Annotated in this window: 28 protein-coding genes and 1 pseudogene; 11 read left to right on the top strand and 18 right to left on the bottom strand. The window is 63.5% G+C overall.

Annotation, left to right across the window (positions count from 1 at the left end):
- Positions 1-286: 286 nt before the first annotated feature.
- Positions 287-733 (bottom strand): YcgN family cysteine cluster protein, encoded by a 447-nt coding sequence (locus C8D77_RS05635; RefSeq protein WP_109660071.1) that lies wholly within the window; start codon positions 731-733, stop codon positions 287-289.
- Positions 734-930: 197 nt separating this feature from the next.
- On the opposite strand from C8D77_RS05635, the gene C8D77_RS05630 reads away from it, so the two are divergent.
- Together C8D77_RS05630 and C8D77_RS05625 are read left to right on the top strand one after the other, a co-directional pair.
- The gene (locus C8D77_RS05630; protein WP_109661307.1) at positions 931-3,072 is read left to right on the top strand and encodes an OmpA family protein; all 2,142 of its coding nucleotides are present in this window, start codon (positions 931-933) and stop codon (positions 3,070-3,072) included.
- 300 nt (positions 3,073-3,372) lie between these two features.
- Positions 3,373-3,888: pseudogene (locus C8D77_RS05625) on the top strand (TIGR00645 family protein).
- 135 nt (positions 3,889-4,023) lie between these two features.
- Here C8D77_RS05625 and C8D77_RS05620 read toward each other — a convergent pair.
- Positions 4,024-4,890: an SDR family oxidoreductase gene (locus C8D77_RS05620; RefSeq protein WP_109660069.1), complete on the bottom strand. Its 867-nt coding sequence runs from the start codon at positions 4,888-4,890 to the stop codon at positions 4,024-4,026.
- Positions 4,891-5,070: 180 nt separating this feature from the next.
- Between C8D77_RS05620 and C8D77_RS05615 the strand changes: the two genes are divergently transcribed.
- Positions 5,071-5,337 carry a type II toxin-antitoxin system VapB family antitoxin gene (locus C8D77_RS05615; protein ID WP_170136671.1) on the top strand — a complete coding sequence of 89 codons (267 nt, stop codon included), beginning with the start codon at positions 5,071-5,073 and terminating at the stop codon, positions 5,335-5,337.
- Positions 5,338-5,582: 245 nt separating this feature from the next.
- On the opposite strand, the gene C8D77_RS05605 is transcribed toward C8D77_RS05615, so the two are convergent.
- Both C8D77_RS05605 and C8D77_RS05600 read right to left on the bottom strand, forming a co-directional pair.
- Positions 5,583-6,209: a helix-turn-helix transcriptional regulator gene (locus tag C8D77_RS05605; protein ID WP_109660065.1), complete on the bottom strand. Its 627-nt coding sequence runs from the start codon at positions 6,207-6,209 to the stop codon at positions 5,583-5,585.
- Between the two features lie 8 nt (positions 6,210-6,217).
- A complete protein-coding gene (locus tag C8D77_RS05600) occupies positions 6,218-7,090 on the bottom strand; it encodes a S1C family serine protease (RefSeq protein WP_109660063.1) in 873 nt (290 codons plus the stop codon).
- 168 nt (positions 7,091-7,258) lie between these two features.
- Here C8D77_RS05600 and C8D77_RS05595 point away from each other — a divergent pair, with 168 nt between their 5' ends.
- Positions 7,259-8,209, top strand: a complete 951-nt coding sequence (locus C8D77_RS05595) for a S1C family serine protease (RefSeq protein WP_109660060.1) — start codon at positions 7,259-7,261, stop codon at positions 8,207-8,209.
- A 9-nt stretch (positions 8,210-8,218) separates the two neighbouring features.
- On the opposite strand, the gene C8D77_RS05590 is transcribed toward C8D77_RS05595, so the two are convergent.
- Entirely contained in the window at positions 8,219-8,644 is a 426-nt protein-coding gene (locus C8D77_RS05590; protein WP_109660058.1) for a VOC family protein, read from the bottom strand.
- Positions 8,645-8,710: 66 nt separating this feature from the next.
- Between C8D77_RS05590 and C8D77_RS05585 the strand changes: the two genes are divergently transcribed.
- Complete coding sequence (locus C8D77_RS05585) at positions 8,711-9,337, top strand: TetR/AcrR family transcriptional regulator (protein ID WP_109660055.1); 627 nt, start codon at positions 8,711-8,713, stop codon at positions 9,335-9,337.
- Here the strand turns inward: C8D77_RS05585 and C8D77_RS05580 are convergent.
- A complete protein-coding gene (locus C8D77_RS05580) occupies positions 9,270-10,226 on the bottom strand; it encodes a LysR family transcriptional regulator (RefSeq protein WP_109660053.1) in 957 nt (318 codons plus the stop codon). The two genes, C8D77_RS05585 and C8D77_RS05580, sit on opposite strands and share 68 nt — an antisense overlap.
- Before the next feature lie 109 nt (positions 10,227-10,335).
- Between C8D77_RS05580 and C8D77_RS05575 the strand changes: the two genes are divergently transcribed.
- On the top strand, positions 10,336-10,971 hold the full coding sequence (locus C8D77_RS05575) for an FMN-dependent NADH-azoreductase (protein WP_109660051.1): 636 nt from the start codon (positions 10,336-10,338) through the stop codon (positions 10,969-10,971).
- 56 nt (positions 10,972-11,027) lie between these two features.
- On the opposite strand, the gene C8D77_RS05570 is transcribed toward C8D77_RS05575, so the two are convergent.
- Entirely contained in the window at positions 11,028-11,327 is a 300-nt protein-coding gene (locus C8D77_RS05570; protein ID WP_109660049.1) for an AzlD family protein, read from the bottom strand.
- Positions 11,324-12,058 (bottom strand): AzlC family ABC transporter permease, encoded by a 735-nt coding sequence (locus C8D77_RS05565; RefSeq protein WP_109660047.1) that lies wholly within the window; start codon positions 12,056-12,058, stop codon positions 11,324-11,326. Before C8D77_RS05565 ends, C8D77_RS05570 begins: the two co-directional genes overlap by 4 nt.
- A gap of 172 nt (positions 12,059-12,230) precedes the next feature.
- Between C8D77_RS05565 and C8D77_RS05560 the strand changes: the two genes are divergently transcribed.
- Positions 12,231-12,689, top strand: a complete 459-nt coding sequence (locus tag C8D77_RS05560) for an Lrp/AsnC family transcriptional regulator (protein WP_109661305.1) — start codon at positions 12,231-12,233, stop codon at positions 12,687-12,689.
- Between the two features lie 187 nt (positions 12,690-12,876).
- Positions 12,877-14,079 carry an MFS transporter gene (locus C8D77_RS05555; RefSeq protein WP_109660045.1) on the top strand — a complete coding sequence of 401 codons (1,203 nt, stop codon included), beginning with the start codon at positions 12,877-12,879 and terminating at the stop codon, positions 14,077-14,079.
- A 150-nt stretch (positions 14,080-14,229) separates the two neighbouring features.
- Here the strand turns inward: C8D77_RS05555 and C8D77_RS05550 are convergent, their stop codons facing one another.
- Both C8D77_RS05550 and greA read right to left on the bottom strand, forming a co-directional pair.
- A complete protein-coding gene (locus C8D77_RS05550) occupies positions 14,230-14,670 on the bottom strand; it encodes a lipid-binding SYLF domain-containing protein (protein WP_109660043.1) in 441 nt (146 codons plus the stop codon).
- Between the two features lie 134 nt (positions 14,671-14,804).
- Entirely contained in the window at positions 14,805-15,287 is a 483-nt protein-coding gene (gene greA / locus C8D77_RS05545) for a transcription elongation factor GreA (protein ID WP_109660041.1), read from the bottom strand.
- A 116-nt stretch (positions 15,288-15,403) separates the two neighbouring features.
- On the opposite strand from greA, the gene C8D77_RS05540 reads away from it, so the two are divergent.
- The gene (locus C8D77_RS05540) at positions 15,404-16,291 is read left to right on the top strand and encodes a COG3904 family protein (protein ID WP_127265013.1); all 888 of its coding nucleotides are present in this window, start codon (positions 15,404-15,406) and stop codon (positions 16,289-16,291) included.
- A 168-nt stretch (positions 16,292-16,459) separates the two neighbouring features.
- Here C8D77_RS05540 and C8D77_RS05535 read toward each other — a convergent pair whose 3' ends face one another.
- Entirely contained in the window at positions 16,460-16,759 is a 300-nt protein-coding gene (locus C8D77_RS05535; protein ID WP_109661303.1) for an HlyU family transcriptional regulator, read from the bottom strand.
- Between the two features lie 113 nt (positions 16,760-16,872).
- Positions 16,873-17,541 (bottom strand): PadR family transcriptional regulator, encoded by a 669-nt coding sequence (locus C8D77_RS05530; protein WP_109660037.1) that lies wholly within the window; start codon positions 17,539-17,541, stop codon positions 16,873-16,875.
- A gap of 271 nt (positions 17,542-17,812) precedes the next feature.
- Between C8D77_RS05530 and C8D77_RS05525 the strand changes: the two genes are divergently transcribed.
- On the top strand, positions 17,813-18,070 hold the full coding sequence (locus C8D77_RS05525) for a DUF2798 domain-containing protein (protein ID WP_109660036.1): 258 nt from the start codon (positions 17,813-17,815) through the stop codon (positions 18,068-18,070).
- 66 nt (positions 18,071-18,136) lie between these two features.
- On the opposite strand, the gene C8D77_RS05520 is transcribed toward C8D77_RS05525, so the two are convergent.
- The 3 genes from C8D77_RS05520 to C8D77_RS05510 all read right to left on the bottom strand — a co-directional run bounded on the left by C8D77_RS05520 (position 18,137) and on the right by C8D77_RS05510 (position 19,929).
- Entirely contained in the window at positions 18,137-18,505 is a 369-nt protein-coding gene (locus C8D77_RS05520) for a thiol-disulfide oxidoreductase DCC family protein (protein ID WP_109660034.1), read from the bottom strand.
- A complete protein-coding gene (locus tag C8D77_RS05515) occupies positions 18,506-19,570 on the bottom strand; it encodes a DMT family transporter (protein WP_109660032.1) in 1,065 nt (354 codons plus the stop codon).
- A 65-nt stretch (positions 19,571-19,635) separates the two neighbouring features.
- Positions 19,636-19,929, bottom strand: a complete 294-nt coding sequence (locus tag C8D77_RS05510) for a GYD domain-containing protein (protein WP_109660030.1) — start codon at positions 19,927-19,929, stop codon at positions 19,636-19,638.
- Positions 19,930-20,114: 185 nt separating this feature from the next.
- Here C8D77_RS05510 and C8D77_RS05505 point away from each other — a divergent pair, with 185 nt between their 5' ends.
- Positions 20,115-21,311 (top strand): TauD/TfdA family dioxygenase, encoded by a 1,197-nt coding sequence (locus tag C8D77_RS05505; RefSeq protein ID WP_245951641.1) that lies wholly within the window; start codon positions 20,115-20,117, stop codon positions 21,309-21,311.
- 70 nt (positions 21,312-21,381) lie between these two features.
- On the opposite strand, the gene rpoD is transcribed toward C8D77_RS05505, so the two are convergent.
- The 3 genes from rpoD to C8D77_RS05490 form a co-directional block, all read right to left on the bottom strand.
- Positions 21,382-23,403, bottom strand: a complete 2,022-nt coding sequence (gene rpoD / locus C8D77_RS05500; protein WP_109661301.1) for an RNA polymerase sigma factor RpoD — start codon at positions 23,401-23,403, stop codon at positions 21,382-21,384.
- 420 nt (positions 23,404-23,823) lie between these two features.
- Positions 23,824-25,770 carry a DNA primase gene (gene dnaG, locus C8D77_RS05495; protein ID WP_109660026.1) on the bottom strand — a complete coding sequence of 649 codons (1,947 nt, stop codon included), beginning with the start codon at positions 25,768-25,770 and terminating at the stop codon, positions 23,824-23,826.
- Positions 25,771-25,910: 140 nt separating this feature from the next.
- The gene (locus tag C8D77_RS05490; protein ID WP_109660024.1) at positions 25,911-26,279 is read right to left on the bottom strand and encodes an RcnB family protein; all 369 of its coding nucleotides are present in this window, start codon (positions 26,277-26,279) and stop codon (positions 25,911-25,913) included.
- Positions 26,280-26,530 lie beyond the last annotated feature (251 nt).

Genomic DNA, 26,530 nt, shown 5'->3' with positions numbered 1-26,530 from the left:
GTCTTCTCTCCTTTTTTGGGCTTTCGCCCGTCCTCGTGAACCGATGGGGGGAGAATGCACTTGCCTGTCTGAACTCTTTACGAACCTGCTGTTCATCTTCGGTTCATGTGGCGAGAAAAGGGAAATTCCGGCTATTCGCCATCGTCCGCAGCCTGCGGTGAACGCCAAACGCCCGACACAGACCCTGTTCCCTACCAGCGGGCCAAGGATCAGGCGCCCCCGGCGCGAACCCCAGCAGTTCGTCGTTCTCTAACGCGAGCCCTGGCTCCTCGTCCCGGCGCGAGCCTTAGGGTTCGTCGTCCAGCATGTAGTCAAAATAGTCTTCCGGCTCGGCAAGATCGGTTTCGCTCGCCTTGACTCGGCCGCGCATCGAGATACCGGCTTCATGCACGGTCTCCGCACTGCCCGACACCAGCCGGTGCCACCAGTAGAGGTCGCGGCCCTCGGCCACTAGCCGGTAGGCGCAGGTGCTGGGCAGCCAGCTGATGGTTCGCACGTTCTGCGGCGTCAGCCCGACGCAGTCGGGAACACGCGCCAGCCGGTTGGCGTAGTCCGAACAGCGGCAGGTCTCGGCGTCGAACAGCCGGCAGCCGACGCTGGTCCAGTAGATCTCGCCGGTGTCCTCGTCCTCGAGCTTCGACAGGCAGCATTTGCCGCATCCGTCGCAGAGCGACTCCCACTCGGCCGGGCTCATCGCCTCAAGCGTCTTGGTTTTCCAGAATGGCGTTTCCATTCCCGGCATGTGGCCCCAGCCGCCGGTAAGGTCAAGCGCGGCAATGGTCGGAATTCGGCGATCGCCAGGGGAATGACACGAAGTTGCCTTCAAAAGGTCGGCCAATCGCCCTGCACGGCCTCTATTCACGCCAAACCGGAACCAATCGGCGCAAGATCGGTTTCGGCAAGGATGGGACCCCACAAGGAGAATTTTCGATGAAACGCCAACCACGGATTCTGGCCGGCACCGCACTTGGCCTGCTGATGGCATCCGCGCCGTTGGGCGCGTTCCCGCTTCAGGGAGGTGCCGCGTTTGGCCCCGCCCAGCGCACGTCAGCCCCATTCATTTTGGCGCAAGCAGCGTGCGCCGAGGGCGAATCGGCCGAGGCCTGCGCGCAGAAGCAGCAGGCGGAACCCGAACAGAAGCCCGAGCGCAGGAAGAAGGCCGAGCCTGAGCAGCAGGCAGCGCCTGCCCAGAGCGCGCAGCCCGCCGAGGAGCAGCAGCCACGCAGGAAGAAGCGCGATCAGCAGCAGCAGACCGAGCAGGTGCCAGCCGAACAGGCCGCACCCGCCGAGGAACAGCAGCCGCGCAGGAAGAAGCGCGATCAGCAGCAGCAGACCGAGCAGGCGCCGGCCCAACAGGCCGCGCCCGCCGAGGAACAGCAGCCGCGCAGGAAGAAGCGTGATCAGCAGCAGCAGACCGAGCAGGCGCCGGCTCAACAGGCCGCACCCGCCGAGGAACAGCAGCCGCGCAGGAAGAAGCGCGATCAGCAGCAGCAGACCGAGCAGGCGCCGGCAGGCCAGGCAGAACCGGCCAACGACAATCAGCCCGCCGAGCAGGCCAAGCCGCGCAAGAAGAAGCAGGACCAGCAGGCCGAACCTCAAGTCGCCCCGACGCCGAAGGAAGCTCCCGCTGGAGAGGCGACGGCCCCTGCCGGCGAACAGCCTGCGGCCCAGGGCGAGCAGCCCCAGGACAAGACCAAGAAGCATGGCAGGAAACCGGCCGGCGAGCAGCCGACCACCGGTGAGCAACCTGCCAATGGCGAGAAGCCCGTCACCGGCGAACAACCCGCCAATGGCGAAAAGCCGGCGACCGGCGAACAGCCAGCCACCGGCAAGCAACCGGCCAATGGCGAGGCGGCAGCACCAGTCCAGGGCGAAAACCCTGTGCAGGGCGAAGCCCCTGCCAATCCCAACGCTGCCCCCATCCTGGACAGCCAGAAGGATGCCGAGCGCAAGGGCGGCGGCCGGAAGCATGGCGACAAGAACACTCAGCAGAATGGCGGGCAGCAGAATGGCGGGCAGAACGCCCAGCAAGGCGGCGATCAGGGCCAGAAGCCGGTGGTCGCTCCCGTCGACCAGGGCCCGCCCCCGACCGACGACAAGGCCGCACAGCAGGAGATCAAGCCCGAGAAGATGATTCCGGTGACTGAGGAAAAAGGCAAGCGCCTCGATCGCGCGCCCGACGAGAACATCCGCGACCGCCGCCGTCCCAAGGGCGTCGACGTGCTCAAGGAGATCGGCGACCGCGTCATCATCCAGCTCGGCGGCCAGACGATCGTCCAGAGCAATGACGGTCCGCGCATGAACCGCGGCGCCAAGGACGTCTACTACGAGGATCTGCCGCAAGGCCGCACACGCGAGACGGTAGAGCGCGGCAATGGCGTCCAGATCGTCACCATCCGCAACCGCTACGGCGACGTCATCCAGCGTTCGCGCATCACGCCTGATGGGCGCGAATATGTGCTGAGCTATGTCGACGAGCAGGACTATCAGGATGAAGGCGACTGGCGCGATCCCGGCGACGACCTGCCGCCAATGCGTCTGACCATCCCGCGCCGGGAGTACATCCTCGATTCCGAGGATGTCTCGAGCCCGGACGATTACTACGACTTCCTCGAACAGCCGCCGGTGGAGAAGGTGCAGCGCCTCTATTCGATCGACGAGGTCAAGCGCTCGGCCCGCGTGCGCGATATTGCACGGCGCGTCGATCTCGACACGCTCAACTTCGAATTCGGCTCGGCCTCGATCTCCGACACCGAGGTGCAGAAGCTCGAGGGCGTAGCCAGCGCCATGGAGAAACTGTTGAAGAAGAACCCGGCCGAGACCTTCTTGATCGAAGGCCACACCGATGCGGTCGGCACACCGGAAGCGAACCTCGCTCTGTCCGATCGCCGCGCGGAAGCGGTGGCGGAAGCGCTGACCAACGCCTTCGGCATCCCACCGGAGAACCTGACCACGCAGGGCTATGGCGAGGAGTATCTGAAGGTCAACACCGCGGCGCCCAACCGCGAGAACCGGCGCGTCGCCATCCGCCGCATCACCTCGCTGGTGGCGCCTGTGGCCAGCAACAATTAGGTCATGTTTTCAAAACCATGACCTGGTTTGTGGAATCGGCGCGAGAAGCATCCATCCCCGGCCCTGCCGGGGATGGATCGACGTGCCGGGTTCAACAAGAATTGTACCGGTATGCAACCGGGCTCATTGAATCGACGGCGCACCTACCCCAGATTCAGGGCTGGGCGTTCCCTGCCCCGTCCCGACTCCAGCGGGACGCATTGAGCCCCGCCGGACCCTCTCCGGCGGGGTTTTTTGTCTTGCAAACAGTGGCGACCTGAAGGAGATACGGCCCGACTGAGAACCAACCGGAACCACTTCATGAAGCGTCTCGAACTCGCCATCGAATCGATCATTCTCGCCTCGCGCTGGCTGCTCGTCGTCTTCTATCTCGGGCTGGGCGTGGCACTGGCCATCTATGCGCTGTCCTTCGGCAAGAAGCTCTACGAGTTCGTCACCGTGGCCTTCACGCTCGGCGACACCGACACCATCCTGAAGATGCTCGGGCTGATCGATGCCGCCCTGGTTGCCTCGCTGGTGGTGATGGTCATCATCTCGGGCTACGAGAACTTCGTCAGCCGCTTTGACGACTAGGACGGCGGCGTGCACTGGCTGGGCACGATCGATGTCGGCTCGCTGAAGGTCAAGGTCGCCTCGACCATCGTCGCCATCTCGTCGATCCACCTGCTGCAGGTGTTCCTGAACTCGTCGTCCTACACGACCGACCAGTTGATGTGGCTGACCATCATCCACCTCGCCTTCGTCGTCTCGGCCCTCATGCTCGCCTATATCGACCGGCTGATGGGTCTGAGCAAAGGCAAGAAGGACGAGGCGTAACACCAATGGAAGAGGACGATCTTTCAAGGCTCGATCGACTTCGTCAGGCAATCGACGAGGGCGATGAATCGGCGAGCCGGAGCTGTTCGACTTCGACCTACTTATCGAAACAAACCGCCGGCGGCTCGATCCTCGTCAGTAGATATTCTTGATCTTGCTGTCCGTCCGCGCAAACACCTCATCGGGGACAAAAAAATCGCCGGCCAAAGGCCCGGTCGCATCAGGCGCATAGACCGAAAAGTCGCTGACGCCCTCGGCGCGCAGAACCTCCTCGTCGATGTAGAAATTGCCTGATGCCTCGCGCGCCCGCCGCATGAAGATGGCGTGCGCGGCATCGGCCATGATGTCGGGCAATCGGCTCATCGCCGCCACCGTCGCGCCGCCGAGCAGATTGCGCACCGCCGCCGTATCGATGGTCGAAATCGGCCACAGCGAATTGACCGCGATGCCGTCCTTGGCGAACTCGGCGCTCATGCCCAGCGTGCACATCGACATGCCGAACTTGGCCATGGTGTAGGCGACGTGGTTCTTGAACCACTTGGCCTTCATGTCGAGCGGCGGCGCCAGATTCAGGATGTGAGGATTTGCAGCCAACTTCAGGTGCGGGATACACATTTTGGATACCAGGAAGGTGCCGCGCGTGTTGATCTGATGCATCAGGTCGTAGCGCTTCATGTCGGTTTCCAGCGTGCCGGTGAGCTGGATGGCGCTGGCATTGTTGACGCAGATGTCGATGCCGCCGAACTTTTCCACGGTCCTGGCGACCGCCTCGGCCACCTGTGCCTCCTCACGGATGTCGCACAGCACGGGCAGCGCCTTGCCGCCGGCCTGCTCGATCTCTTCGGCCGCCGTATAGATCGTGCCCGGCAGCTTCGGATGCGGCTCGGCGGTCTTGGCGGCGATCGTCACATTGGCGCCGTCGCGTGCCGCACGCAGCGCGATCGCCAGCCCGATGCCGCGCGACCCGCCGGAGATGAACAGCGTCTTTCCCTTGAGCGACATTTTTCCCTCCAATGGCTTTATCTCGTTGCGCAATCCTTGCCTGTGGCGCTGCCGGATACAAGAGCTTGAGGCGGAAGCTATGGTGACGTTGCGGAGGGTCCCGTGTCTTGCCGGCTGCAAACGACGTGGCGTCACAACCGATTTGGCATATAATTCCCACACCGGATGGCAGATCACCAAATGGCTTTGTTGATTAAGAATGTCGAAGTGGAGCGGCTGGCCCGAGAACTCGCCATGAGCCGTGGCGTGTCCGTGACGGAAGCGATCCGGCAGAGCCTCGAAAACGAAATTGCTCGCGAAAACCTGACTTCTCAGCAAAACGAGTCTGACCTGATCGTGAGGCTTATGGAAATTTCAGAGCAAGCAGGCCAGATACCTGTGAGAGACCACCCGATGACGGAGGACGAGATACTCGGCTACGACGAACTCGGGATCCCGACCAGATGATGCATATCTCAACCTCAGCGTCGCGCCGCCCCTCATTGCCCTGCCGGGCATTTCTCCCCGTATAGTGACGGGGAGAAAGAGGCTGTGCCGATGATTTCGCCAATCATCAATATTGCAGAGCAAGCGCCAGCGGCGCGGCTATCTCCCTTCTCCCCGTCACTATACGGGGAGAAGGTGCTGGCAGGCGGATGAGGGGCGGCGCTGACTCTTCCAATGATCGCCAAAAACTGCCGGACACGTCGTTCCTAAACCAGCACCAACCCCTGCCGCATCGCAATGGCGATCGCGTCGGTGCGGTTGGCCGCACCGAGCTTGATCAGGATTGCGGCGACGTGGAACTTCGCCGTGTGCACGGAGATGTTGAGGCGCCGCGCGATCACCTTGTTGGGAGCGCCCTCAGCCAGCAGCGCCAGCACTTCCGCTTCGCGCGGCGACAGCGAAGGCCGGACAGCATGCTCGTCGGGGGTTTCCTCCTCGAACGGCTCGCCATCACCGGCATGGAAATGCTCATGGCGCCCGCTTCTGCCATCGTTCGATACGCGATAGCCGGCCGCAGCCAGCCGCACTGCTGCGGCGATCAACAAATCGTCCGCGCCCGCCGCCATGACGGCCAACACCTCACCGGTGGGCCGCTCGTCGCCGCGTCCCGACAGCAGCACCCTTGGAATGGCGGCCGGCACCGCCTCACCGCTCCGGTCGTCAACGATGGCGACATCGGCTCTGCCGGCCACGACCGGCAGCAGGTCATCGCTGGCGGCAAGCGAGGTAGCCAGGCGCTCGGCGCGCTCCGCATCGCCAAGCGCAATCAGCACCACCAGCCGCCGCGAGACGGCACCGTCATGCATGATCCGGTCGCTGGTGAGCGTGTCCATCGATCACCTCAGCTCAGCGGCTTTTCGCCGATTGTCAGCGCGACATCGCGCTGTTCGCCGCCGCGCACCACGCCCAGCGTCACCGAAGCGCCGGCGCTGTCGGGTCCAAGCCTGCGGATCAGGTCGCGCGGACCATGCACGGCCTCGCCGTTCCACGCCATGATGATGTCGCCAAGTGAGAGACCGGCGGCCTTGGCGGGACCATCGTCGTCGAGGCTCATCACCATCGCGCCCTGCGCATCGCGATCGCGTACCGGATGCAGGCCGGCGCCGAGATAACCGCGCGCGACATGGCCTTTCTCACGCAGGGTCGCGACCGCCCGCTCGATCGTCTCGTAAGGCATGACCAGCGCCCGGTGGCGCGGTCCGAACAACAGCATGCCGATCAGTGCGCCCTTGGCATCGAGCACCGGACCGCCTTCGAAACGGCCGCCGGCGCCGACGGCAAGATTGATGCGCCGGTCGATGGTGCCGCCGCGCATCGAGCGCCAGGCCGGACCGACTTCGCCGACCGAACCCGACACGGCCAGAGCCGAGCCCTGGCTGTTGCCGATGGCGATGGCGATGTTGCCCGGCCGCACTGCATCGGCCATGGCCAACGGCACGGCGCTGACGGCCCCCGCCGGCTTCAGCAGGGCAACGCCGGTCGACGGATCGCGGCCGATCAGTTCGGCCTTCACGGTCTCGCCCGAGGCCAGCACCAGCTCGATCTCCTCGCCGGCCTCGACGGCCTCTTCGGCGGTGACGAAATAGCCGTCACGCCAGTGAAAGGCGCTTGCCGTGCGGTGATGATGCGTGGCGAAACTCGCCGTTGCCGGAGCCGCTTGTGCCGCGAGATCGGCGATGGCGTCGGAAAATGCATTCAGATTGAAGTCGCTCATGAATATCTCCTGGGTTCATCCATGCCCCAGATATCGCTCGACAGCGCGCCCGGAGGTACTCGCCTGACGGCTAGTTGCTGGTTTGACTGGCCATCTGGTCAGGTCGCGACGGTTCGGCCCGCTCCGCACATATAGTCATCCTTTCGCCTGAAAACAGGGAGCCTGATCATGGCCCTCGCCGCCACCAAATTCCAAACTGATGACACGTTGCTCGACGCCTATTCGACGACCGTTGCAGACGCCGTCGACCGCATCGGCCCGGCCGTCTGCCGCATCGAGCGCGTCGGCGGTCAGGGCGGCCATGGTTCCGGCTTCGTCATCGCGCCGGACGGGCTGGTCGTCACCAATTTCCATGTCGTCGGCGACGCCAGGACAGTGCGCGTCTCGATGCCGGACGGGTCGTCCAGCGAAGGCCGCGTGCTGGGCCGCGACCCCGACACCGACATCGCGCTGGTGCGCGCCGATGGCAGCTTTGCCGACGTCGCGCCGCTGGGCGATTCCAAGCGGCTGCGGCGCGGCCAGATCGCCATTGCCATCGGCAATCCGCTCGGCTTCGAATGGACCGTCACCTCTGGCGTCGTCTCGGCGCTTGGCCGCTCTATGCGCGCCTCCACCGGCCGGCTGATCGACGACGTCATCCAGACCGACGCGGCGCTCAACCCCGGCAATTCCGGCGGGCCGCTGGTGTCGTCGGCGGGCGAGGTCATTGGCGTCAACACCGCCATGATCCACGGCGCGCAAGGCATCGCTTTCGCGGTCGCCTCCAACACCGCCAACTTCGTCATTTCGGAGATCATCCGCTTCGGCCGCGTGCGCCGCGCCTTCATCGGCGTCTCGGCCGACACCACCAATCTGCCGCGCCGCGCGGCCTTGTTATCGCAGGTCTCGACCAGCACCGCAGTGCGGCTGCGCAGCGTCGAGAAGGATGGCCCGGCGGCCAAGGCCGGCCTGAAGGAAGGCGACATCATCGCCGCCATCGACGGCCGTCCTGTCACCGGCGTCGACGACCTCGTGCGCATGCTCGACGCCGAACGCATCGGCCGCGAGACGCTGTGCACCGTCGTGCGCCGCACCGGCGTCAGCCAGGTGACGGTGACGCCGGTGGCAAGGGCTGGCTGAGGCGGGCGCTCAGGCTCCCGCCGCTCCCTCTGCATACTGCGCCAGAAACGCCTCGCTCGGCGGGATCGGCTTGATGACGTCGATCAGCACGCCATTGGGGTCTTTGGTGATGAAATGGCGCTGGCCGAAGGGCTCGTCGCGCAGCGAACGCAGGATCGGCAAGCCGGCAGCGACGACACGCTTATAGACCGCGTCCGGGTCGCGAACCTCGAAATTGATCAGCAGGCCCGAGGTGCGGCCCCGCCCCTCTTCCGGGATAGTCTCATGGTCGCCCTGGACGATGCCCAGATTGACGCGTTTGTTGTCCACCGATTGCAGATGCACATACCAGTCGCTCGTAAACAGCGGCTGGAAACCGAAATGCTCGACATAGAACGCCGTCGTGCCGGCGACGTCGCCCGTCATCAGCACCGGGTAGTAGCTCGTGGTCTTCATCTTTCCTTCTCCCGTCAATTAACATACAGTCTGCATGTAGATTGAATTAACATACAGGCTGCATGTATGCAACAGGAAACCACACGCCGTTCCAACCGCGACCGCACCGAAGCGACGCGCGCCGACCTGATTGCCGCGGCACGAAAGCTGTTTACGGAAAAATCCTATGCCGAGACCGGCACGCCGGAGATCGCTGCCGCCGCCGGCGTGACGCGCGGTGCGCTCTATCACCATTTTGCCGACAAGCAGGCGCTGTTTGCAGCCGTGGTCGAGCAGGAGGCGGCAGCGGTCGCCGAAGAGATCGAGCGCGCCTCGCCGCCCTCGCTCGATGCGCGCGAAGCACTGATTGCCGGCTCAGATGCCTATCTCGCCGCCATGCGCGCACCCGGCCGCACGCGGCTGTTGCTGCTCGATGGCCCGGCCGTGCTTGGACGCCCCGCAATGGACGCGATCGACAACCGCCACGGCAACCGCTCGCTGCGCGAAGGGCTGGTCGCGGCAATGCGGGCGCAGGCGATGACGAGATTGCCGGCGGAAGCGCTGACCGCGCTGCTCGGCGCAGCCTTCGACCGCGCCGCCCTGGCGATCGAGGCCGGCGCCTCAGCGCAGGATTATCGCACTGTTCTCATGGCGCTGATCGATGGGCTGTCTCCAGCTCCTCTTCAGGCACCTCGCCCGGCTCGAACTCGTTGAAGCAGCCGAGTTGGCGCTTGAATTGGTCGATCAGCCAGGCCGCCGCTGGCTTCGGGCTGCGGTCGTTGCGATGCATCGCAAACAGGGGCGAACTCACCTCCCTGAAGGACTCGAGGTCGATTTCCACCAGCCGGCCGCTCGCCAGATCGTCTGATATCAGCCAGCGCGGCAGCCCGCCCCAGCCCAGCCCCTCGCGCATCAGAATATGCTTGGTGCGCACATCCGTCAGCCGCCAGGTGCGGTAGGCGAAGACACCGAAGTCGCGTCCCTTGGTACGCTCGGACTGGTCGGTGACGACGAGCTGGGTGTGTTCACGCGCATCCTCGAGCGCCACCGGCTTCGGCAGCAGCGCCAGCGGATGGCTGGGCGCGGCAGCCAGCACGATCGACATGAAGCCGATGCGCACAAGATGCACGTCGACCTCGCCCAGCAAGCCGCCAATGCCGAGATCGGCCTGTCCGTTGACGACGTGATCCGGGATAAGGCCGAGCGAGCCGATATGCAGGCGCAGCATCACTGTCGGAAACTGCGCCTCGAATGCCTTCAGCACCCGCACCAGCACCGGCGAAGGCAGCGACGCATCGACCGACAGCGCCACTTCCGCCTCCAGCCCGTGATGGTGGCCATCGACCCGCGAGCGCATGCGCTGCAGCACGCCGACCATGCGCCGCGCGTCCTCCAGCATCGCCCGGCCGATCTCGGTCAGTTGCGGCTCGCGCGTGCCCTCGCGCTCGAACAGCTTCAGTCCAAGCTGCGCCTCGAGATTGGCGATGCCATAGCTGATAACGGACTGCGCCCGGTTGAGCTTGCGGCCGGCGGCCGAGAAACTGCCGGCTTCAGCGACCGTCACAAATATCTGAAGTTGGTCGAGCGTCGGGTTCGGCTGCATTGCTGTATCTATTTTGTTGATGGATCGTATAGAAAATATACCAGTTTATCGAATGGGTCGATAGCCCCATATGTGGCGGGACAATTCAATTCCACTGGAGAGACCCGCTATGTCCATTCTTCTTGTAACGTCGAGCCCGCGCGGCGCTGCCTCGCACTCAACCCGCATCGCCACCGAATTCGCCGAGAAGCTGCTTGCCGCCGACCCGTCGAACACGCTTGTCGTGCGCGACCTCGTCGCCAACCCGCTGCCGCATATCGACGCCGATTATGCCAGCGGCATCTACACGCCTGTCGAAGCCCGCACGCCCCGCCAGGCTGAAGTCGTCGGCGTCTCCGACGTCGCGCTCGACGAACTGTTCGCCGCTGATACGGTGATCCTCGCCACCGGCTTCATCAACTTCAACATCTCTTCGACGCTGAAGTCCTGGGTCGATCACATCGCCCGTTCCGGCAAGAGCTTTGCCTATGGCGAGAACGGCCCCAAGGGCCTCGTCACCGGCAAGAAGGTCTATATCGTGCTGGCTTCCGGCGGCATCTATTCGGAAGGCGCTGCCGTACAGTTCGATCACGCCATTCCCTACCTGCGCGGCGTGCTCGGCTTCCTCGGCATGACCGATGTCGACGTCATCCGCATCGAAGGCGTCGGCATGGGCCCTGACGCGGTGACCGCAGCGCTCGCCAAGGCGACCGCCAAGGTCGATGCCGTGGTGGCAGCCAGCCGCGATGTTGCAGCAGCCGCATAAGGCGCCAAAGTTCATCCGCATCGAAAGGCAGGCGTTCGCGCCTGCCTTTTTTCGTTCTAGCCGATCAGATGTCTTAAAAGGCCCGCCGAAGCGACCCCGATCAGCACGGTCGGCAGCATGGAAAGCCGTGTGGCAGCAACAAAAGTGATGGCCAGAGCCAGAAGATCGGCCGGATTCCGCGACACGAAGGCCGGCGCGATCACCGAGATCAGCACGCAGCCGGGCGCCGCCTCCATCACCGCCGCGGCGCGGGCGCTGAGCGTGCGGTTGCGCAACACGACGTAGCCGCCGATCCGGGTCAGATAGGTAACGCCGGCGATCAGAACGATGGTGAGAAGGGTCGCAGCATTGATCATGCATCACCTGCCATCAGCCAGGCCGCGATGAGCCCCGATACAGCCCCTGCGGCGACATACCAGGCGCCCGGGACGAAGAGATAAAACAGCGCCGCGACGACGAGGCTGACCAGCCACGGCCGCGCCGCGGCCATGCTCGTCCACATGCCGCGCATCAGCACCAGGAAGACGGCCGGAAACGCCATGTCGAAACCGAAGGTCTCGACATGGCCGAGCATCGGGCCGAGCACGGCACCCAGCGTGGTGAACCCCACCCAGGTGAGATACATCGCCAGTGCCGCGCCCATATAATAACGCGGACTGAAGGCCGGCGTGATGCCTGCCGCTGCACGCTGCCTGGCATCGGCAAGCCCGAGCGCCCAGCTTTCGTCGCATAGGAAGAACAGCGCCGGAAACACCTTGCGCCTTGGCAGATCGCGCAGGAACGGCGCCAGTGCCGCTCCCATCAGCAAATGGCGGCTGTTGACCAGGAAAGTGATGGCGACGATGAGCACGATGTGCGGCGGCGACGTCCACAACTGGATCGCCGCGAATTCCGAGCCGCCGGCGAAGTTCAGCCCTGTCATCATGGACAGTTCGACCGTGCTCAGCCCTTTCTGCGTGGCCTGGGCGCCGAGCACCAGCGCATAAGGGATGGTGCCGAACAGCACCGGCGCGCAGGACGTCACGCCACGGCGGAACTCGGATCCCGAGCCATCGCCCGCCGCCTCGACTGCCTGTGAAATGCTCATGGCTATCCATCGGCTAGCCTGGCGGCCGCCGCCTCTGGTTGCGTCTGGAATCTCGTGATGTCGGCGACAAACATACCGACGCTGGCTCAAAATTTGGTTGCGAAGATTGTTGTATTTCACCAAATTTTGGCATTGAGTGTCACAAATACAAAAATAAATGGAATCCAAAGCCATGAAGCTGGATGAGGTCGACAAGCGGATCCTGCGGGCACTGCAGCGCGACGGGCGCATGGCCAACAATGATCTGGCCAGTGAAGTTGGGCTGTCGCCCTCGCCTTGCCTGCGGCGCGTGAAGCTGCTGGAGGAGGCCGGAGTCATCGACCGCTACGTCGCCGTGCTTAACCCCGCCAGCATCGGCAAGGGCCTGACCTTCTTCACCCGCATCTGGCTGAAGACGCAGGATGAGGACACAATCGAACATTTCGCCACCGAAGTGGCCAAGCTGCCGCAGGTGATGGAGTGTTACCTGATGCTCGGTGATTGCGACGCCATGGTGCGCGTGGTGGCGGCCGGCATCGACGACTACCGCCGCTTCCAGTCGGAGCATCTGAGCCGCATCAAGGGCGTGCAGAACGTCAAGACCGACGTTCCCAGCCAGACGATCAAATACACGTCGGAACTGCCGATCTAACGCATGTCGCCCAAAAGTGCGAAGCGGTTTTAGGATAACGACATGCGTCCAAAAAGACCATGCCACCGAAAACGGCGCCATTTCAGACTGGATAAAAAATGCAACCGGATTGTAGGGTCGGCCTCGGTGCCAGCGTCCTTCGGACGCAAGCAGCGCGCAGCGCTGCCCTCTGGCATGGGAGATTTGAATGAGCATTTCCTATCGTTGGGTCATCGTCGCCGCTGGCGCGCTGATGTCCTGTGTCGCCATCGGCACGATGTTTTCGCTGGCGATCTTCCTCGAGCCGATGGCGATCGACACCAACTGGTCGCGCGCCGGCATTTCCAGCGCCATGACGCTGAATTTCCTGGTGATGGGCCTTGGCGGCTTCGCCTGGGGCGCCATTTCGGACCGTTTTGGCGCCCGCATCGTCGTCATGATCGGCGCTGTGCTGCTCGGGCTGGCGCTGGTGCTGGCCAGCCGCGCCGGTTCGCTGCTGAGCTTCCAGATCACCTATGGCGTGCTGGTCGGCCTCGCCGCCAGCGCCTTCTTCGCGCCGATGATCGCGCTGACCACCGGCTGGTTCGACACCAACCGCAGCCTAGCCGTCTCGCTGGTCTCGGCCGGCATGGGGGTGGCGCCGATGACGATCTCGCCCTTCGCCCGCTGGCTGATCTCGGCCTATGACTGGCGCACCGCCATGTTCGACATCGGCATCACCGCCTGGGTGCTGCTGTTGCCGGCGGTGCTGCTGGTCCGCCAGCCGCCAAAGCCCGCAACGGCGGATGTGGCCTCGGCGCCGGCCCCCGAAGGCGCTGGCCTGACGGTAGGCCAGGCACTGCGCTCGCCGCAATTCATCGTACTCGGCCTCACCTTCTTTGCCTGCTGCGCCGCACATTCCGGGCCGATCTTCCACATGGTGAGCTATGCCATGCTATGCGGTGTCGCCCCCATGGCGGCCGTCTCGATCTACAGCGTCGAGGGTCTCGCAGGCCTCGGCGGTCGGCTTTTCTACGGCGTGCTGGCCGACAGGCTTGGCGTCAAGCCGGTGCTGATCGCGGGCCTGGCGATCCAGGCGATCGTCATTGCCGCCTATCTCTCGATCAGCCGGCTCGAGCAGTTCTACATGCTGGCCGTCATCTTCGGCGCCACCTATGGCGGCGTCATGCCGCTCTACGCGGTGCTGGCGCGCGAATATTTCGGCCAGCGTATCCTCGGCACCGTGTTCGGCGCCGCCACCATGCTGTCCAGCCTCGGCATGGCGCTGGGACCACTGGCCGGCGGCATGGTGTTTGATGCCTACGCCAACTACCACTGGCTGTTCATCGGTTCGGCCATCATAGGCCTTGGCGCGGTCGGCATCGCGATCGCCTTCCCGCCACTGCCGCGACGGGAGTTGCAGGCGGCATAGCGGGCAACAGGAGTTGTGATTGAAAGAGCGAAGGTCGGTTGATCCAAAGCCGACCTACGTCTTCCACGATGCGAACGACGGCGCCTTGCAGAAGCTGCCGGCGCTGCGGGAGCCTTTCGGTCCGCCCATCCAAGGACTGACGAACCTTTTTTACTTCACCGTGATGGCCATACCGCTGAGATCGGCGTTGACTTGCAGGCCAACCTGCTTGCCTGTGAGTTCGAGTTGGGCGCCCTTGTCATTGGTCATGACGATCACCTGAGCCCCTTTGCCGAGAGCGCCGCCGCCGCCCGCTGCCCCGTAGACCCCCGTCACATCCCGGGCGCGTCTGATATGGCGCACTGTCCCGCGGAAATAGGTCTTCGAAACCCCGAAGGCGAGACCGCCCGAGACGGCGCCGACGGAGATGGGGTAGCTGCGACCATGGAAGGTCAGCGTGCCTTCGCCGCCGGAGCCACCGATGAAGAATGCCGCCTTGTAGACGGCGAAGCGAATCGTGCCGCTGTCGGCATGCGCGGCACTGGCAACACTGACGGCCCCGGCGGCTATGGCGGCAACCGCGAGTGAACGAAGTCTGGACGAAATCATCATGATGAGAGCTCCTCAAGTGGCCGCTTGCCCAACGGTTGGGCTCGTCAGCGTGGTACCAAAGTTACAATTGAACAGTCTCGCCCGTCATTGGTTCCAGGCACTCGCCCCGGTCGTACGCCATACCTGATGTCCAACTAGGAAATGGACAGGATCTCAAGTTCGCGCTGCCCCAGCTGGACAAAGTCGCCAACGGTTTTGCCAGTCAGCGCGATGGCAACCGGCGAACCATGCGATATGGAAGCCTGAGACGGGTTGGCCTCATCCTCACCGACGATGCGAAAGGTCTGAGTGCGGCCATCGTCACGCTCGAAGGTAATGGTGTGACCGAAGGCGATCACTTCGTTGGACGTCGGCACCGACATAAGCTGAGCCGTACGGACGCGCTCGGCATAGTAGCGCATATCCCGAACCGGAACCGCTGACTGCCGTCGCCTCTCGTTGACATCTTCCAGCACGTTCGCGGCCTCGAGAGCCTGCTGAGCGCGAGCCAATTCAACCTGCAGCATCTTGAGGCCCACCTCGGTGACGAAGTTGATCCGATCGGAGATAGGGCGAGCCGGCAGGATGGTTTCCGATGCCGCCTCGGCGCTTTCCTCCTTGGCAAATGCTACGCTCAATTGTCGAGACTCTTCTTCATGGACGCCATCCCTTGCCGACGGAATTCTAAAAAAGGTTGTGTCGGACAGGCCTGAGACGATAGCAATTATTCTGCTGTTTGCGGGGACTTTTCATCGTGACAACTCGCCTGCGTCCGCTCGCAACCTTTTGCTTGATCGTCACAGGCTTCTTTGCGGCCCTGGTTGCTACCGCATCGGCCGCCGCACAGCAGAAAACGCCCGAAGTGTGGCCGATGAATTTCATTTTGGTTCGGAACGGTGATTGCACGGTAAGCTGCGTCCAATGGATCTCTGCCGAAGGCATCATCAAACCTGACACAGCCGGACAATTTGAGAAGTTTCTGAGAAAGCTGAAAGGCCAGAAGCTTCCTGTCGTGTTTCAGTCTGGCGGCGGGAACGTGGATGCTGCGCTCGAAATGGGACGCATGATCCGCACCGCCGGCCTCGAAACTGCGATAGGCAGGACGCAGTTGAACGGCTGTCCGATGCTGGTGCCGCGCTGTCCAGAAAAGATGGTCAGGAACGGCTGGTCGGAAGGGGAAGTTCATTCTGGCGGGGCATACTGTTTCTCGGCCTGCCCATGGGCCCTGGCTGGAGGCCAGGTCCGCGCCGCGGCTGCCAATGCCCGGATCGCCGTCCATCAGATAACGAACGGCCGGAAGAAACCCCGAATGCACAACGGCAGAAGAGACCTCGACGAGATTTCGACGGTGCCTGATCCGGCGCTGAAGCAGATGATGTCTGATTATTTCGACGAAATGGGCATCAACAGTGCCGATGTGTTCGCCATGATGGGGCTGGCAACGCCGCAGGGCCTTTATAATGTCTGGGACGCTGAAGCGCTCAAATCAGGCATCATAACGAAAGTCTACTCGGAGTCGGAAGAACCGGGCTACGTCATCGGTGGAACGGATGTTACCGATCCGGCCGCGCCCACGCCGGCGGCTACTCCTGTGCCGGCGGTTACCCCAATGCCGGACGAGCTCATGCATTTACTGCCATAGCGTCCGGCAAGGCGGCCTCTAGAGTGAGCCGGCTTTGACGGCATAGCGGGGCGTATTGCGGAGACCAGGTCTTGTTTTGGCAATTCCCGACAGGCGTGGCAGCATCTTCATCTTGAACGATTGGGCTCATTGCGAGATGCCGAGGATCTTCGCCTCGACCGGTCTTGCTTACCCGAAAATCCGCTCGCCCTGCTCGTCGACCAGTTGCATGCCCTTCTTGATCGAGATGTCGACGGCGTCGTCGAGCCCGGCGAAGCGGTCGGCGCGGATGAATTTGTGTTCCTTCACCACACCGTCGATCTCCTTGGAGACGATGCCGCAGGTCTGGTACTGGCCATCCGCCTTGTAGGGCGTGGCGCTGATCAGGAAACCCTTGTGCTCGACCTGCTTGGCCGGCGCCGTGCTCTTCGGCTCACCCGCCTCGGCTCCGCCGCCACCACCGCCGAAAAGACGCTTCAGAAAAGACATCGGGCTTCCTCCAACAGCATTCATCCCGCACCATGTAGCGTGGCGCGGGATGAATTTCACTATCGGTCCTTGGCCTGGCGGGCAAGGGCTGCGCCCTGCCATGCCGGAAGAGCTTACTTGTGCGACAGCGCTTCCAGCGCCTCGGCGGCGGCTTCGAGGATGGCGATTGCCTCGGCCTGCTTGTCAGCCGGGGCATCGACGAAGTCGCCGAGAGCCGCGCGCAGCCGGTGGCGGACAGCGCGGAATTCGTCGCGCGCCTCCGAGCGGCCGCCGCGGCGCCCGCCCTCTTCGCGCTCGTCGTTCCAGCCGAACCAGTCGCGCGCCTTGGCCATCTTGCGGCCGAAGCGCTCGAGATGCTCGAGCACGCCATCGATCATCTCGCGGTTGTCGGCGAGATGCGCTTGGCCCGCCTCGGTGATCGAGAACACCTTCTTGTTGCCGTCGGCGGCGGAGGCGGCATAGCCGGCCTCTTCCAGGAAGGTCAGTGTCGGATAGACGACGCCCGGGCTCGGGCTGTAGATGCCGCTGGTGCGCTCTTCCAGAGCCTTGATGATGTCGTAGCCGTGGCGCGGCGCCTCGGCCAGCAGCGACAGCGTGATCAGCTTGAGATCGCCGTCGGCCAGCATGCGGCCAGCGCGGAACATGTCGCCCGGGCCGCCGCGTCCACCGCCACGACCACCGTGCCCGAACGGGCCGAAGCCGCCGCCGCGCCCGCCGAATTTGCCGGCCATGTGCATGAACATGCGCTCGCCGAAATGATTGTTCCCAAAATGTTTGTGCATTGATTGCTCCTTGAGTTCTATCTTACGATATATCTTAATTAGGCAAGCCAATCGGTGGAGTCAAGATATATCTTACGATGTATCTCGATATGGCGCCAGAGGCTTGCCTTCAGCGAAACGTGCCGCTAAAAGGACCGCGAGCGCCCCGGCTGCTCCGTAAGCGTCTGACGTCAAGCAACGCATCCAACCCCGGTCTTTCCGGGCAATTTTGCCGGTCACCGGCGAATGGATGCCAATGCGACGGACCGGACACTTCAGGGAAACCCTCAAAATGAATGCAAGACATCAGCGCAGGAAGCTGCCTGCGCGCTATGCCGCTGTTCTCAGCCCGCTGGTGCTGTCGCTGTTGATGACCTTCATCGTCTCGTTCATCTCGACGCTGAAAAGCCTTGGCCTCCACCCCGACCTGCCGTCCATCTGGCTAACCGCCTGGGGCCTGTCCTGGCTGGTGGCGTTTCCGATGCTGCTGCTGGTGCTGCCGGTGGTGCGCCGCATCGTCGGCGCGCTGTGCGAACCGGCCCGCCGATAGCTCGCGCGAAAAAGGTCCGGAGATGTCCTCCGGACCTTTGCACTTCTGGTCATCAATGACGAATTGCTACCAGCGACCCTTGCGCCGGTTCCAGGCATAGAGCAGGTCGGCGAAACGATCATAGGCGAAGCGTGTCAGCGGCAAGACAGCCGGATTGCCGAACAAAGTCGCCAGCCAGCCCTCGCCGGGCGTGACCTCCCACACGGCGATGGCAACGTCGGCGCCGATTAGCAGCTCGCCCGCCGCGTCGGTGGCGTGCAGCCGGCGGCGGATATCCTCAAGCGACGCGCCATGTCCGGCAAGCGCTGCCGGTTCAAAATTGATGTCGCGGAACTCGATCCGCCCAGCCTTGACCGCTTCGATCAACCGCCGCTTCTGCCTGACAATGCCGGCATCGCAAACCGGGCATCGCGTGTTGTACCAGACAGTCAGCATCTATCCGTGGCCATGCCTATGGTGCAGGTCGGGATAATGCGGATGCCGGTGGCGCATCGGCGCATGCCGGTGCCAGTGCGAATGCGGCTCGCTCACCGGCCCGTCATGCTGGTGCTGGTGGTGCTCGTCATGCACATGGCTGTGCTCGTGTTCCAGTTCCTCGTGGTCGTGCTCATGCTCATGGCGTTCCGACAGATGCAGCCACAGGCCGGCGCCCATCAGCAGCCCGGCAACCGCCAACTTGAGCGTGACGGCGTCACCCAGTATGGCGATTGCCAGCAACGCGCCGATAAAGGGGGCGAGCGAGTAATAGGCCCCTGTCCGTGCCGTGCCTAGATGACGCAACGCCACGATGAACATCACCAGGCTGACCCCGATGCCGAAGAAGCCTACGGCCGCGATGACTGCCACGACCGACGCCGGGGGGAACGAAGCCCCGCCGGCAAGCGCCAGCCCGACATTGACGACACCCGCCACCAGCCCCTTGAGCATGGCGATCACCACCGGGTCGGTGGCCGAGATCCTGCGCGTGAAATTGTTGTCGATCCCCCAGGCCACACAAGCCCCTGCCACCAGCAGGGCGCCACGGTTGAAGGCGATACCCTCGCCTTGCCACGACAGCAGAACGGCGCCCGCCAGAATGGCGAAGGCACCCAGAAGCAGACGCCGGTCGACATTCTCGCGATAGACGAGCCAGGCGATGGCCATCGTCGCCAGCCCTTCCAGATTGAGCAGCAGCGCCGAACTGGACGCCGTGTTGAGGGTCAGGCCGAACATCAGCAGCACCGGCGCGATAACGCCACCCATGCCGATTGCCAGCGCCAGCCAGGGAATATCCCCAGCGGTCAGCTGCGCTTCCCCGGCCGCGGCCTGCCTGCCCCGGAGCAGGCGGTACAGAGCGAGGCCAAGTCCAGCACCGAGATAGAGCAGCCCGGCCAGCATGAAGGGATTGACGCCCTCGAGCAGCAGCTTGCTGAGCGGCGGCGTCGCCCCGAACAAGGCGGCCGAGCCAAGCGCCAGCGGCACGCCAGGCCACAGATGAGAATGCGAATGCGGTTCGGACATGGCTATATCCTAGCGCAAGCTCCCCAGGAATGGCGATGCGCTTTACGCGCTGTTTCGTCACGGCCCTATCCGAGCGAGGTGATGATCTCGCGGTAGGCGAATTCGGGAAAGGCCTTCAGTGTCCGCGTCCTGACATTGCCGCTCGCCGCCAGCATCAGCGAGAAACGCGCCAGCACCGCGTCGTCGGGCGCTTCGACCACCGCCACCATGTCGTATTCGCCCATGGTCAGGTAGAACGCCTTGAACGATCCACCCATATCTCCCAGCTGCTTCCTTGCGGCGTCGAGCCGCTTCGGTGAATCGCGCACGTTTTTGGCGCCCTGCTCCGTCCAGTTCATCAGCACGATGTAGCTTGTCATGGCACACCTCCTCCGGGGCCACGGAGCACGGCGGCTTCGCCGGGGCGGGCATCCGGGTTGTCGCCCAGAAATGCATCCGATACGAAATTATCCTCCCGCGGCGAACGTCCCGCAAGGACTATCGCTCCGGCGCACGATTGCTGGGTGAAGGCGAGCCTCGCGCCAGGCGCCACGAAGACGGCGGCATGGCGACGACGGCAAACAGTCGGCGCCGACCTGGGAAAGCCGGTTTAAAAACCCGCCCGATTGCGGCAATCTCCGTCGTGGCCGTCAGCCTGGGAAATCCCCGGCGGTGTCCGAGACGGGTCCGGCCGCAGGAGAGCTTCATGCGCGAGACCATCGAGCTGCCGCCGGGAAAGATCGAAAGTCCTGCCGCGTGGACCGGCGAGGACATGGCGAAGCATCCGCAGAATTGGCTGGTCGAATTGGACCCGCAGGACGTCGCGGAATTGGAAATGGCGGCAACCGGCTTTCTCGCCCGCTCGCAGGATATCGGCAATTTGACCAAGGCTGATTTCCCCTTGCCCAGGCTTGCCGGCCATCTTGCCACCCTTCGCGAAAAACTCATCGCAGGCATTGGGTTCGAGGTGCTTCGCGGCCTCCCGGTCGAGCGATACTCCGCGCAAATGGCGGCAACGGTCTTCTGCGGGGTCGGCGCGCATCTGGGGAGCGCACGGTCCCAGAATGCCCAGGGCCATGTCCTCGGCCATGTCCGCGACATCGGCGCCGACGCCAGGGACGCCACGACACGCATCTACCAGACGTCGGAGCGCCAGACGTTTCACACCGACTCCGCCGATGTCGTCGGTCTGCTTTGCCTAAGGGATGCCATGCAAGGCGGCGAGTCCCTGCTGGTTAGCACGGTGACGATCTACAACGAGATGCGCAAAAGACGGCCCGATCTGGTGCGCCTGCTGTTTGATCCGATCGCCACCGACCGGCGCGGCGAGATACCGGAAGGGGAAAAGCCCTACTTCGAAATCCCGGTCCTCAACTGGCATGCCGGATTGCTGACCGGTATCTATCAGCGCCAATATATCGACAGCGCGCAACGCTTCCCCGATGCCATGCGGCTGAGCGCGGCGCATATCGAAGCGCTGGATCTCTTCGACAGGCTTGCCAATGATCCCCTGCTGAACCTGTCGATGCGGCTTCGGCCCGGCGACATGCAGTTTGTCTACAATCATTCGCTGCTGCACGACCGCATGGGCTTTCGCGATTGGCCAGACCCGGACAAGCGTCGCCATATGCTGCGCCTGTGGCTGTCGGTCCCCGGCGACCGTCCGCTGCCCGAGTGCTTCAGGCAGCGCTATGGTTCGATTGAGATCGGCGACCGGGGCGGCATCATCGTCAAGGGGACGCGGCTGAACGTGCCGTTGTAAAAAAGGCCCGGAACGGCGGACGCTCCGGGCCTTCGAATGGATTGAACTGGCCGGCGACCGCCGTCCGAGCTCAGCTGTCCAGGAAGCTGCGCAGCTTGCGGCTCCGGCTCGGGTGCTTGAGCTTGCGCAGCGCCTTGGCCTCGATCTGGCGGATACGCTCGCGCGTGACCGAGAACTGCTGGCCGACTTCTTCCAGCGTATGGTCGGTGTTCATGCCGATGCCGAAGCGCATGCGCAGAACGCGTTCCTCGCGCGGCGTCAGCGAGGCCAGCACGCGCGTGGTGGTCTCGCGCAGATTGGCCTGGATCGCCGCGTCGATCGGCAGGATCGCCATCTTGTCCTCGATGAAATCGCCCAGATGCGAATCCTCCTCGTCGCCGACCGGCGTTTCGAGCGAGATCGGCTCCTTGGCGATCTTCAGCACCTTGCGCACTTTTTCCAGCGGCATGGCGAGCTTTTCGGCCAGTTCTTCCGGCGTCGGCTCGCGGCCAATCTCGTGCAGCATCTGGCGCGAGGTGCGCACGATCTTGTTGATCGTCTCGATCATGTGCACCGGAATGCGGATGGTGCGCGCCTGGTCGGCGATCGAACGCGTGATCGCCTGCCTGATCCACCATGTCGCGTAGGTCGAGAACTTGTAGCCGCGGCGATATTCGAATTTGTCGACCGCCTTCATCAGGCCGATATTGCCTTCCTGGATCAGGTCGAGGAACTGCAGGCCGCGATTGGTGTATTTCTTGGCGATGGAGATGACGAGGCGCAGATTGGCCTCGACCATTTCCTTCTTGGCGATCGCCGCTTCGCGCTCGCCCTTCTGCACCTGGTTGACGATCTTGCGGAATTCCAGGATCGAGATCGCCGTTTCGGTGGCGAGGTTCTGGATCTCGGCGCGCAGGTCCTTGATCGCGTCCTTCTCGTTCTTGGTGAATTCCTTCCAGCCGCGCGAGGTCAAATTGCCGATCGCGCGCGTCCAGTTCGGGTCGAGCTCCGAGCCTTGATATTCCTTCAGGAACTCTTCGCGGCGCACGCCATAGCTTTCGGCGAGCCTGAGCAGCTTGCCTTCGTTCTGCACCAGGCGCTTGTTGATGTCGTAGAGCTGCTCGACCAGCGCCTCGATGCGCGCCGTGTTGAGCGACAGCGACTTCACTGCCTTGATCAGCTGGTCCTTCAGCTCCTTCAGCCGGCGATCCTGGCTGGGCGAAAGTGTGCCGGCCGCAGCCAGACGGTTCTCGACCTGCTGGTCCTGCAGCTTGCGCAGCTTCTTGTAGGTGTCGGCGATGACGTCGAGCGTCTCCATCACCTGCGGGCGCAGTTCCGCTTCCATCGCCGCCAGCGACAGGCTCGCTTCGTCCTCGTCTTCCTCGTCGTCATCGACCAGCCCGCGCGTATCGGCGCCGACATTGGTGATGTCTTCTTCCTCGTCGCGCGAACGGCGCGGCTTGTCCTCGACCTTGGCTTCCTCGATGCGCTCGACCACCGGCGCCTGCTTGGCCTCGGGGCCGGCATAGGTGGCTTCGAGATCGATGATCTCGCGCAGCAGGATCTTGGATTCGTTGAGTTCGTCGCGCCAGATGATGATGGCCTGGAAGGTCAGCGGGCTTTCGCACAGGCCGGCGATCATCGTCTCGCGGCCGGCCTCGATGCGCTTGGCGATGGCGATTTCGCCCTCGCGCGACAAAAGCTCGACCGAGCCCATCTCGCGCAGGTACATGCGCACCGGATCGTCGGTGCGATCGGTCGGTTCTTTCTTGGTGGTGGTGGCGGCGACTGCGGTGCCGGTCTGCTCAGCCAGCTCGTTGGCGTCTTCCTCGGCATCGGCCGCCGTGTCGGCGGCCTCGGGCTCCTCGCCCTGCTCGTCGTCCTCGACCACGTTGATGCCCATGTCGGACAGCATCGCCATCGTGTCTTCGATCTGCTCGGAGGTCACTTCCTCGGAGGGCAGCACCGAATTCAGCTCGTCCATGGTGACATAGCCGCGCTTCTTGGCGGCCTTGATCATCTTCTTGACAGCATCATCGGAAAGGTCGAGCAGAGGGCCATCGGTGGCGCCTTCGCGTTCGGTTTCGACCTCTTCCTTTTCCTTTGTCGCCATAGTCTTTATCTTCTCCTCGCGGCCGAACATCGAAGCCGCGTAAGCTGTCGGACCAGTCAAATCGGATGCGCTCTTATGAAACGCGCTTCACCGGGCCAGTAACTGCATCAACTCGTTCGTTTGGTGAATGTCGTTGCCCCAAACCGGTTTCCCTTTTGGGCGACATGCATTAAGTCCAGATTAACCCTGATATCTGTGGCAGGCAGGCTGCCTGTCCAGTGACCAGTACCCTCACATCGCTTATTTCCCGTCGACGCGGGTTCGGGTTAACGTTTCGAATCGTCCTGATTCCGCCAATCTGCCAGAAGGTCAAGCGCCTCTCGCATGATTCGCATGAAAAAAGCGAATCAATTACCCGACTTAGCCCGTTACGCGCCATTTCGACGCGCAACGACGCCTTCGCGTCTCACTCGCTTCAAACTAAGCTCGCCCAGCCCTGCCCGAGGACACGCCGAAACCTTCGATCAGCGCTTCCGTCGCCTGTACATCCTGAAATTGCGCCTGAATTTCGATCAGGTGCCGGTAGTTTTCGTCTGTGGGATCGGTGGCGAGCGCCGCTTCCGCCTGTTTCAGTTCCTTATGTAAGGTGCGCGCGCTGCGCTGCAAGTGCAGTGCCTGGCTGAAAGCATCGCGGGCATCTTCAAGGGCAGCGGTCTCCAGCGCCGGCCATTGCCGCATCCGCCGGATCAGGCCGACGGCCCGCTCCCAGATCTCGGCGCAGCCGGCGCGTTCGATCGTCGCGATGACGGCCTGACGGTCATTGGCCATGTCATGCGCCATCGCATCGAGGATCGCCGCATGCAGCCGCCTCAGATCGGAGTTGGCGAGATCGAGAAACTCGATATGAGCGAAATTCTCGTCGATCAGTGCCGGATGGTTGATCAATGCGACGATGATCGTCGCTTCGCGCACCGACATCCCCTCGCCGCCGCGCTTGACCAGCGCGGATTGGCCGAGGCTTTCGGTGATCGCCATGCGGCCGCCGCCAGGCTTGGCGAACTGCCCGCCGGGAGCGGCCGCCTTGCCCTGGCCACGCTCGCCTGGCCGGCCGCCATCTTGACGCCCTTGGCGCGCACTGCGCTGCGAGCCGAAGAAGCTCAGCACGCGCTCGCGCATCTCCTGTTGATAATGGTAGCGCAGGCTTTCGTCGCGGATGCGGCTGGTCAGCTCGCGCAGGGTCTTCTCGAGCTCGGCCCGCCGCTCCGGCGTGTCGAAGACGCCGCCCGCCGTCTCACGCATCCACAACAGATCGACCAGCGGCCGTGCTTCGGCCAGCACGATGCGGAACGCATCCGGCCCTGCGGCCTTGACCAGATCGTCGGGATCCTTGCCTTCCGGCAACAGCGCGAAGCGCGCCGAGCGCCCGGCCTGCACCGACGGCAGCGCCATGTCGGCGGCCCGCCACGCCGCCTTCAGCCCGGCCTTGTCGCCGTCGAAACACAACATCGGCTCCGGCGCCATGCGCCAGAGCAGCTCGAGCTGGTTCTCGGTGAGCGCGGTGCCGAGCGGCGCCACGACATTCTCGAAGCCGGCCTGCGCCAGTGCGATCACGTCCATGTAGCCTTCAACGGCGATGACCGTGCCGCCCTTTGCGAGCGCCTTGCGGGCGCGGGCGAAATTATAGAGCACGTTGCCCTTGTGGAAGAGCTCGGTATCGGGCGAATTCATGTATTTGGCCAGCGCATCGGGCTGCAGCGCGCGGCCGCCAAAGGCGATGATCTTGCCCCTGGAATCCGGGATCGGAAACATGATGCGGTCGCGGAACCAGTCGTAGGAAACCGGGATGTCGTCGCCGTGGCGCACCAGTCCGCAGGCCTCGATATCGGCTTTCGGGACGCCCTTGGCGGCGAGATGCTCCTTGAGCGCATTTCGGCTGTCGGGGGCGAAGCCGAGCCGGAACGATTGCTGCGTCGCCGGCGTCAGCCCGCGATCTCTGAGATAGGCGCGCGCTTTGGCGCCTTCCGGTCCCTGCAGCCGTTCCTGGAAGAAGCTGGTCGCCATCTCCATGACGTCGGTCAGGCTGGCGCGTTCCTTTTCGCGCCGCTCCTCCTGCGCATCGCGAACCGGCATCGGCACGCCGGCCATGTCGGCGATCTTTTCAACCGCTTCGGGAAAGCTCATCCCGTCGAGTTCGGTGAGGAACTTGAAATGATCGCCCGAGACCGAGCAACCGAAGCAATGGTAGCGGCCCTTCTTGTCCTCGCAGTGGAAGGACGGGCTCTTCTCGCCATGGAACGGGCAGCAGGCCCAATAGTCGCCGCGCGGCGCGTTGGTCTTCTTCCGGTCCCACGCGACGCGCAGGCCGACAACCGATGAAATCGGCACGCGGTCGCGGATCTCGTCGAGGAAGGCGGGTGGAAAGCGCATCGGGGAACTCGTTTCCCCACCATATAATCATGCCTGCGAAGTCCGACGACCCCTAATGCGGGCCATACCCGGTTTCCACAGGCCAAAAAGAAAGGCGGCCGTTGCGGGCCGCCTCGCTTCAATGGCCGGCCAGGTGCCGGTTACTGTGCGGCAAGCGCGCCGAAGATGACGCCGGAGAGGATGCCGACCAGCACATAGTCGTTGCCGACGCGGATCCATTCCTGGCCGCGGCCGGGACGATGCAGGCCGTAGCGGCCATAGTCGCGGATCGGCTGATGACGCTTCCAGCTGGAATATTTCTGGCCATTGCGCCAGTTGTTGCGCTTCACGACGACCTTCTTCTTGAAAACGCGCTTCTTCACATCGCTGTGGTGGCCGGGCTTCTGCCAGTCGACCTGGCTGGGGTTCGACTGCGGAGCGACCGGTGCATTCAGCGGTGCGGCCTGGCCGGTGAGCGACGTGGCGGCCAGCATCGAGAAAGCGAGGGCGGAAAGGACAATGCGTTTCATGAGAAGTCTCCTTGGTTGTCGATGCCAGAGGAGTAGCCGCAGGAGGATGAACTGAAACTGAACACCTGCATTACAATTATGTAATGAATTCCTCCATTTACCCACGAGACTTGAACATCATCGCAAAGGTAAGGCACCAATCGCGGCACCGCGCGATCCGCCCGTGCCGCGACGGCCCGGCATGCAACCATTTGCGCGTCCGTCCATTTTCCGACACCGCTTGTCGCGCTGCAACGGCCCCTTGAAATCGA

Source organism: Mesorhizobium loti (genome assembly GCF_003148495.1).
Taxonomy (GTDB): Bacteria; Pseudomonadota; Alphaproteobacteria; order Rhizobiales; family Rhizobiaceae; genus Mesorhizobium; species Mesorhizobium loti.
Note: the sequence above shows the minus strand (reverse complement) of the source record. Positions and strands in the feature narration are given on the sequence as shown.

Coding starts and splice junctions, on each gene's coding strand:
- C8D77_RS05635 (WP_109660071.1), bottom strand. CDS start 733: ATGGAAACGCCATTCTGGAAAACCAAGACGCTTGAGGCGATGAGCCCG.
- C8D77_RS05630 (WP_109661307.1), top strand. CDS start 931: ATGAAACGCCAACCACGGATTCTGGCCGGCACCGCACTTGGCCTGCTG.
- C8D77_RS05620 (WP_109660069.1), bottom strand. CDS start 4,890: ATGTCGCTCAAGGGAAAGACGCTGTTCATCTCCGGCGGGTCGCGCGGC.
- C8D77_RS05615 (WP_170136671.1), top strand. CDS start 5,071: ATGGCTTTGTTGATTAAGAATGTCGAAGTGGAGCGGCTGGCCCGAGAA.
- C8D77_RS05605 (WP_109660065.1), bottom strand. CDS start 6,209: ATGGACACGCTCACCAGCGACCGGATCATGCATGACGGTGCCGTCTCG.
- C8D77_RS05600 (WP_109660063.1), bottom strand. CDS start 7,090: ATGAGCGACTTCAATCTGAATGCATTTTCCGACGCCATCGCCGATCTC.
- C8D77_RS05595 (WP_109660060.1), top strand. CDS start 7,259: ATGGCCCTCGCCGCCACCAAATTCCAAACTGATGACACGTTGCTCGAC.
- C8D77_RS05590 (WP_109660058.1), bottom strand. CDS start 8,644: ATGAAGACCACGAGCTACTACCCGGTGCTGATGACGGGCGACGTCGCC.
- C8D77_RS05585 (WP_109660055.1), top strand. CDS start 8,711: ATGCAACAGGAAACCACACGCCGTTCCAACCGCGACCGCACCGAAGCG.
- C8D77_RS05580 (WP_109660053.1), bottom strand. CDS start 10,226: ATGCAGCCGAACCCGACGCTCGACCAACTTCAGATATTTGTGACGGTC.
- C8D77_RS05575 (WP_109660051.1), top strand. CDS start 10,336: ATGTCCATTCTTCTTGTAACGTCGAGCCCGCGCGGCGCTGCCTCGCAC.
- C8D77_RS05570 (WP_109660049.1), bottom strand. CDS start 11,327: ATGATCAATGCTGCGACCCTTCTCACCATCGTTCTGATCGCCGGCGTT.
- C8D77_RS05565 (WP_109660047.1), bottom strand. CDS start 12,058: ATGAGCATTTCACAGGCAGTCGAGGCGGCGGGCGATGGCTCGGGATCC.
- C8D77_RS05560 (WP_109661305.1), top strand. CDS start 12,231: ATGAAGCTGGATGAGGTCGACAAGCGGATCCTGCGGGCACTGCAGCGC.
- C8D77_RS05555 (WP_109660045.1), top strand. CDS start 12,877: ATGAGCATTTCCTATCGTTGGGTCATCGTCGCCGCTGGCGCGCTGATG.
- C8D77_RS05550 (WP_109660043.1), bottom strand. CDS start 14,670: ATGATGATTTCGTCCAGACTTCGTTCACTCGCGGTTGCCGCCATAGCC.
- C8D77_RS05535 (WP_109661303.1), bottom strand. CDS start 16,759: ATGTCTTTTCTGAAGCGTCTTTTCGGCGGTGGTGGCGGCGGAGCCGAG.
- C8D77_RS05530 (WP_109660037.1), bottom strand. CDS start 17,541: ATGCACAAACATTTTGGGAACAATCATTTCGGCGAGCGCATGTTCATG.
- C8D77_RS05525 (WP_109660036.1), top strand. CDS start 17,813: ATGAATGCAAGACATCAGCGCAGGAAGCTGCCTGCGCGCTATGCCGCT.
- C8D77_RS05520 (WP_109660034.1), bottom strand. CDS start 18,505: ATGCTGACTGTCTGGTACAACACGCGATGCCCGGTTTGCGATGCCGGC.
- C8D77_RS05515 (WP_109660032.1), bottom strand. CDS start 19,570: ATGTCCGAACCGCATTCGCATTCTCATCTGTGGCCTGGCGTGCCGCTG.
- C8D77_RS05510 (WP_109660030.1), bottom strand. CDS start 19,929: ATGACAAGCTACATCGTGCTGATGAACTGGACGGAGCAGGGCGCCAAA.
- C8D77_RS05505 (WP_245951641.1), top strand. CDS start 20,115: ATGGCGACGACGGCAAACAGTCGGCGCCGACCTGGGAAAGCCGGTTTA.
- rpoD (WP_109661301.1), bottom strand. CDS start 23,403: ATGGCGACAAAGGAAAAGGAAGAGGTCGAAACCGAACGCGAAGGCGCC.
- dnaG (WP_109660026.1), bottom strand. CDS start 25,770: ATGCGCTTTCCACCCGCCTTCCTCGACGAGATCCGCGACCGCGTGCCG.
- C8D77_RS05490 (WP_109660024.1), bottom strand. CDS start 26,279: ATGAAACGCATTGTCCTTTCCGCCCTCGCTTTCTCGATGCTGGCCGCC.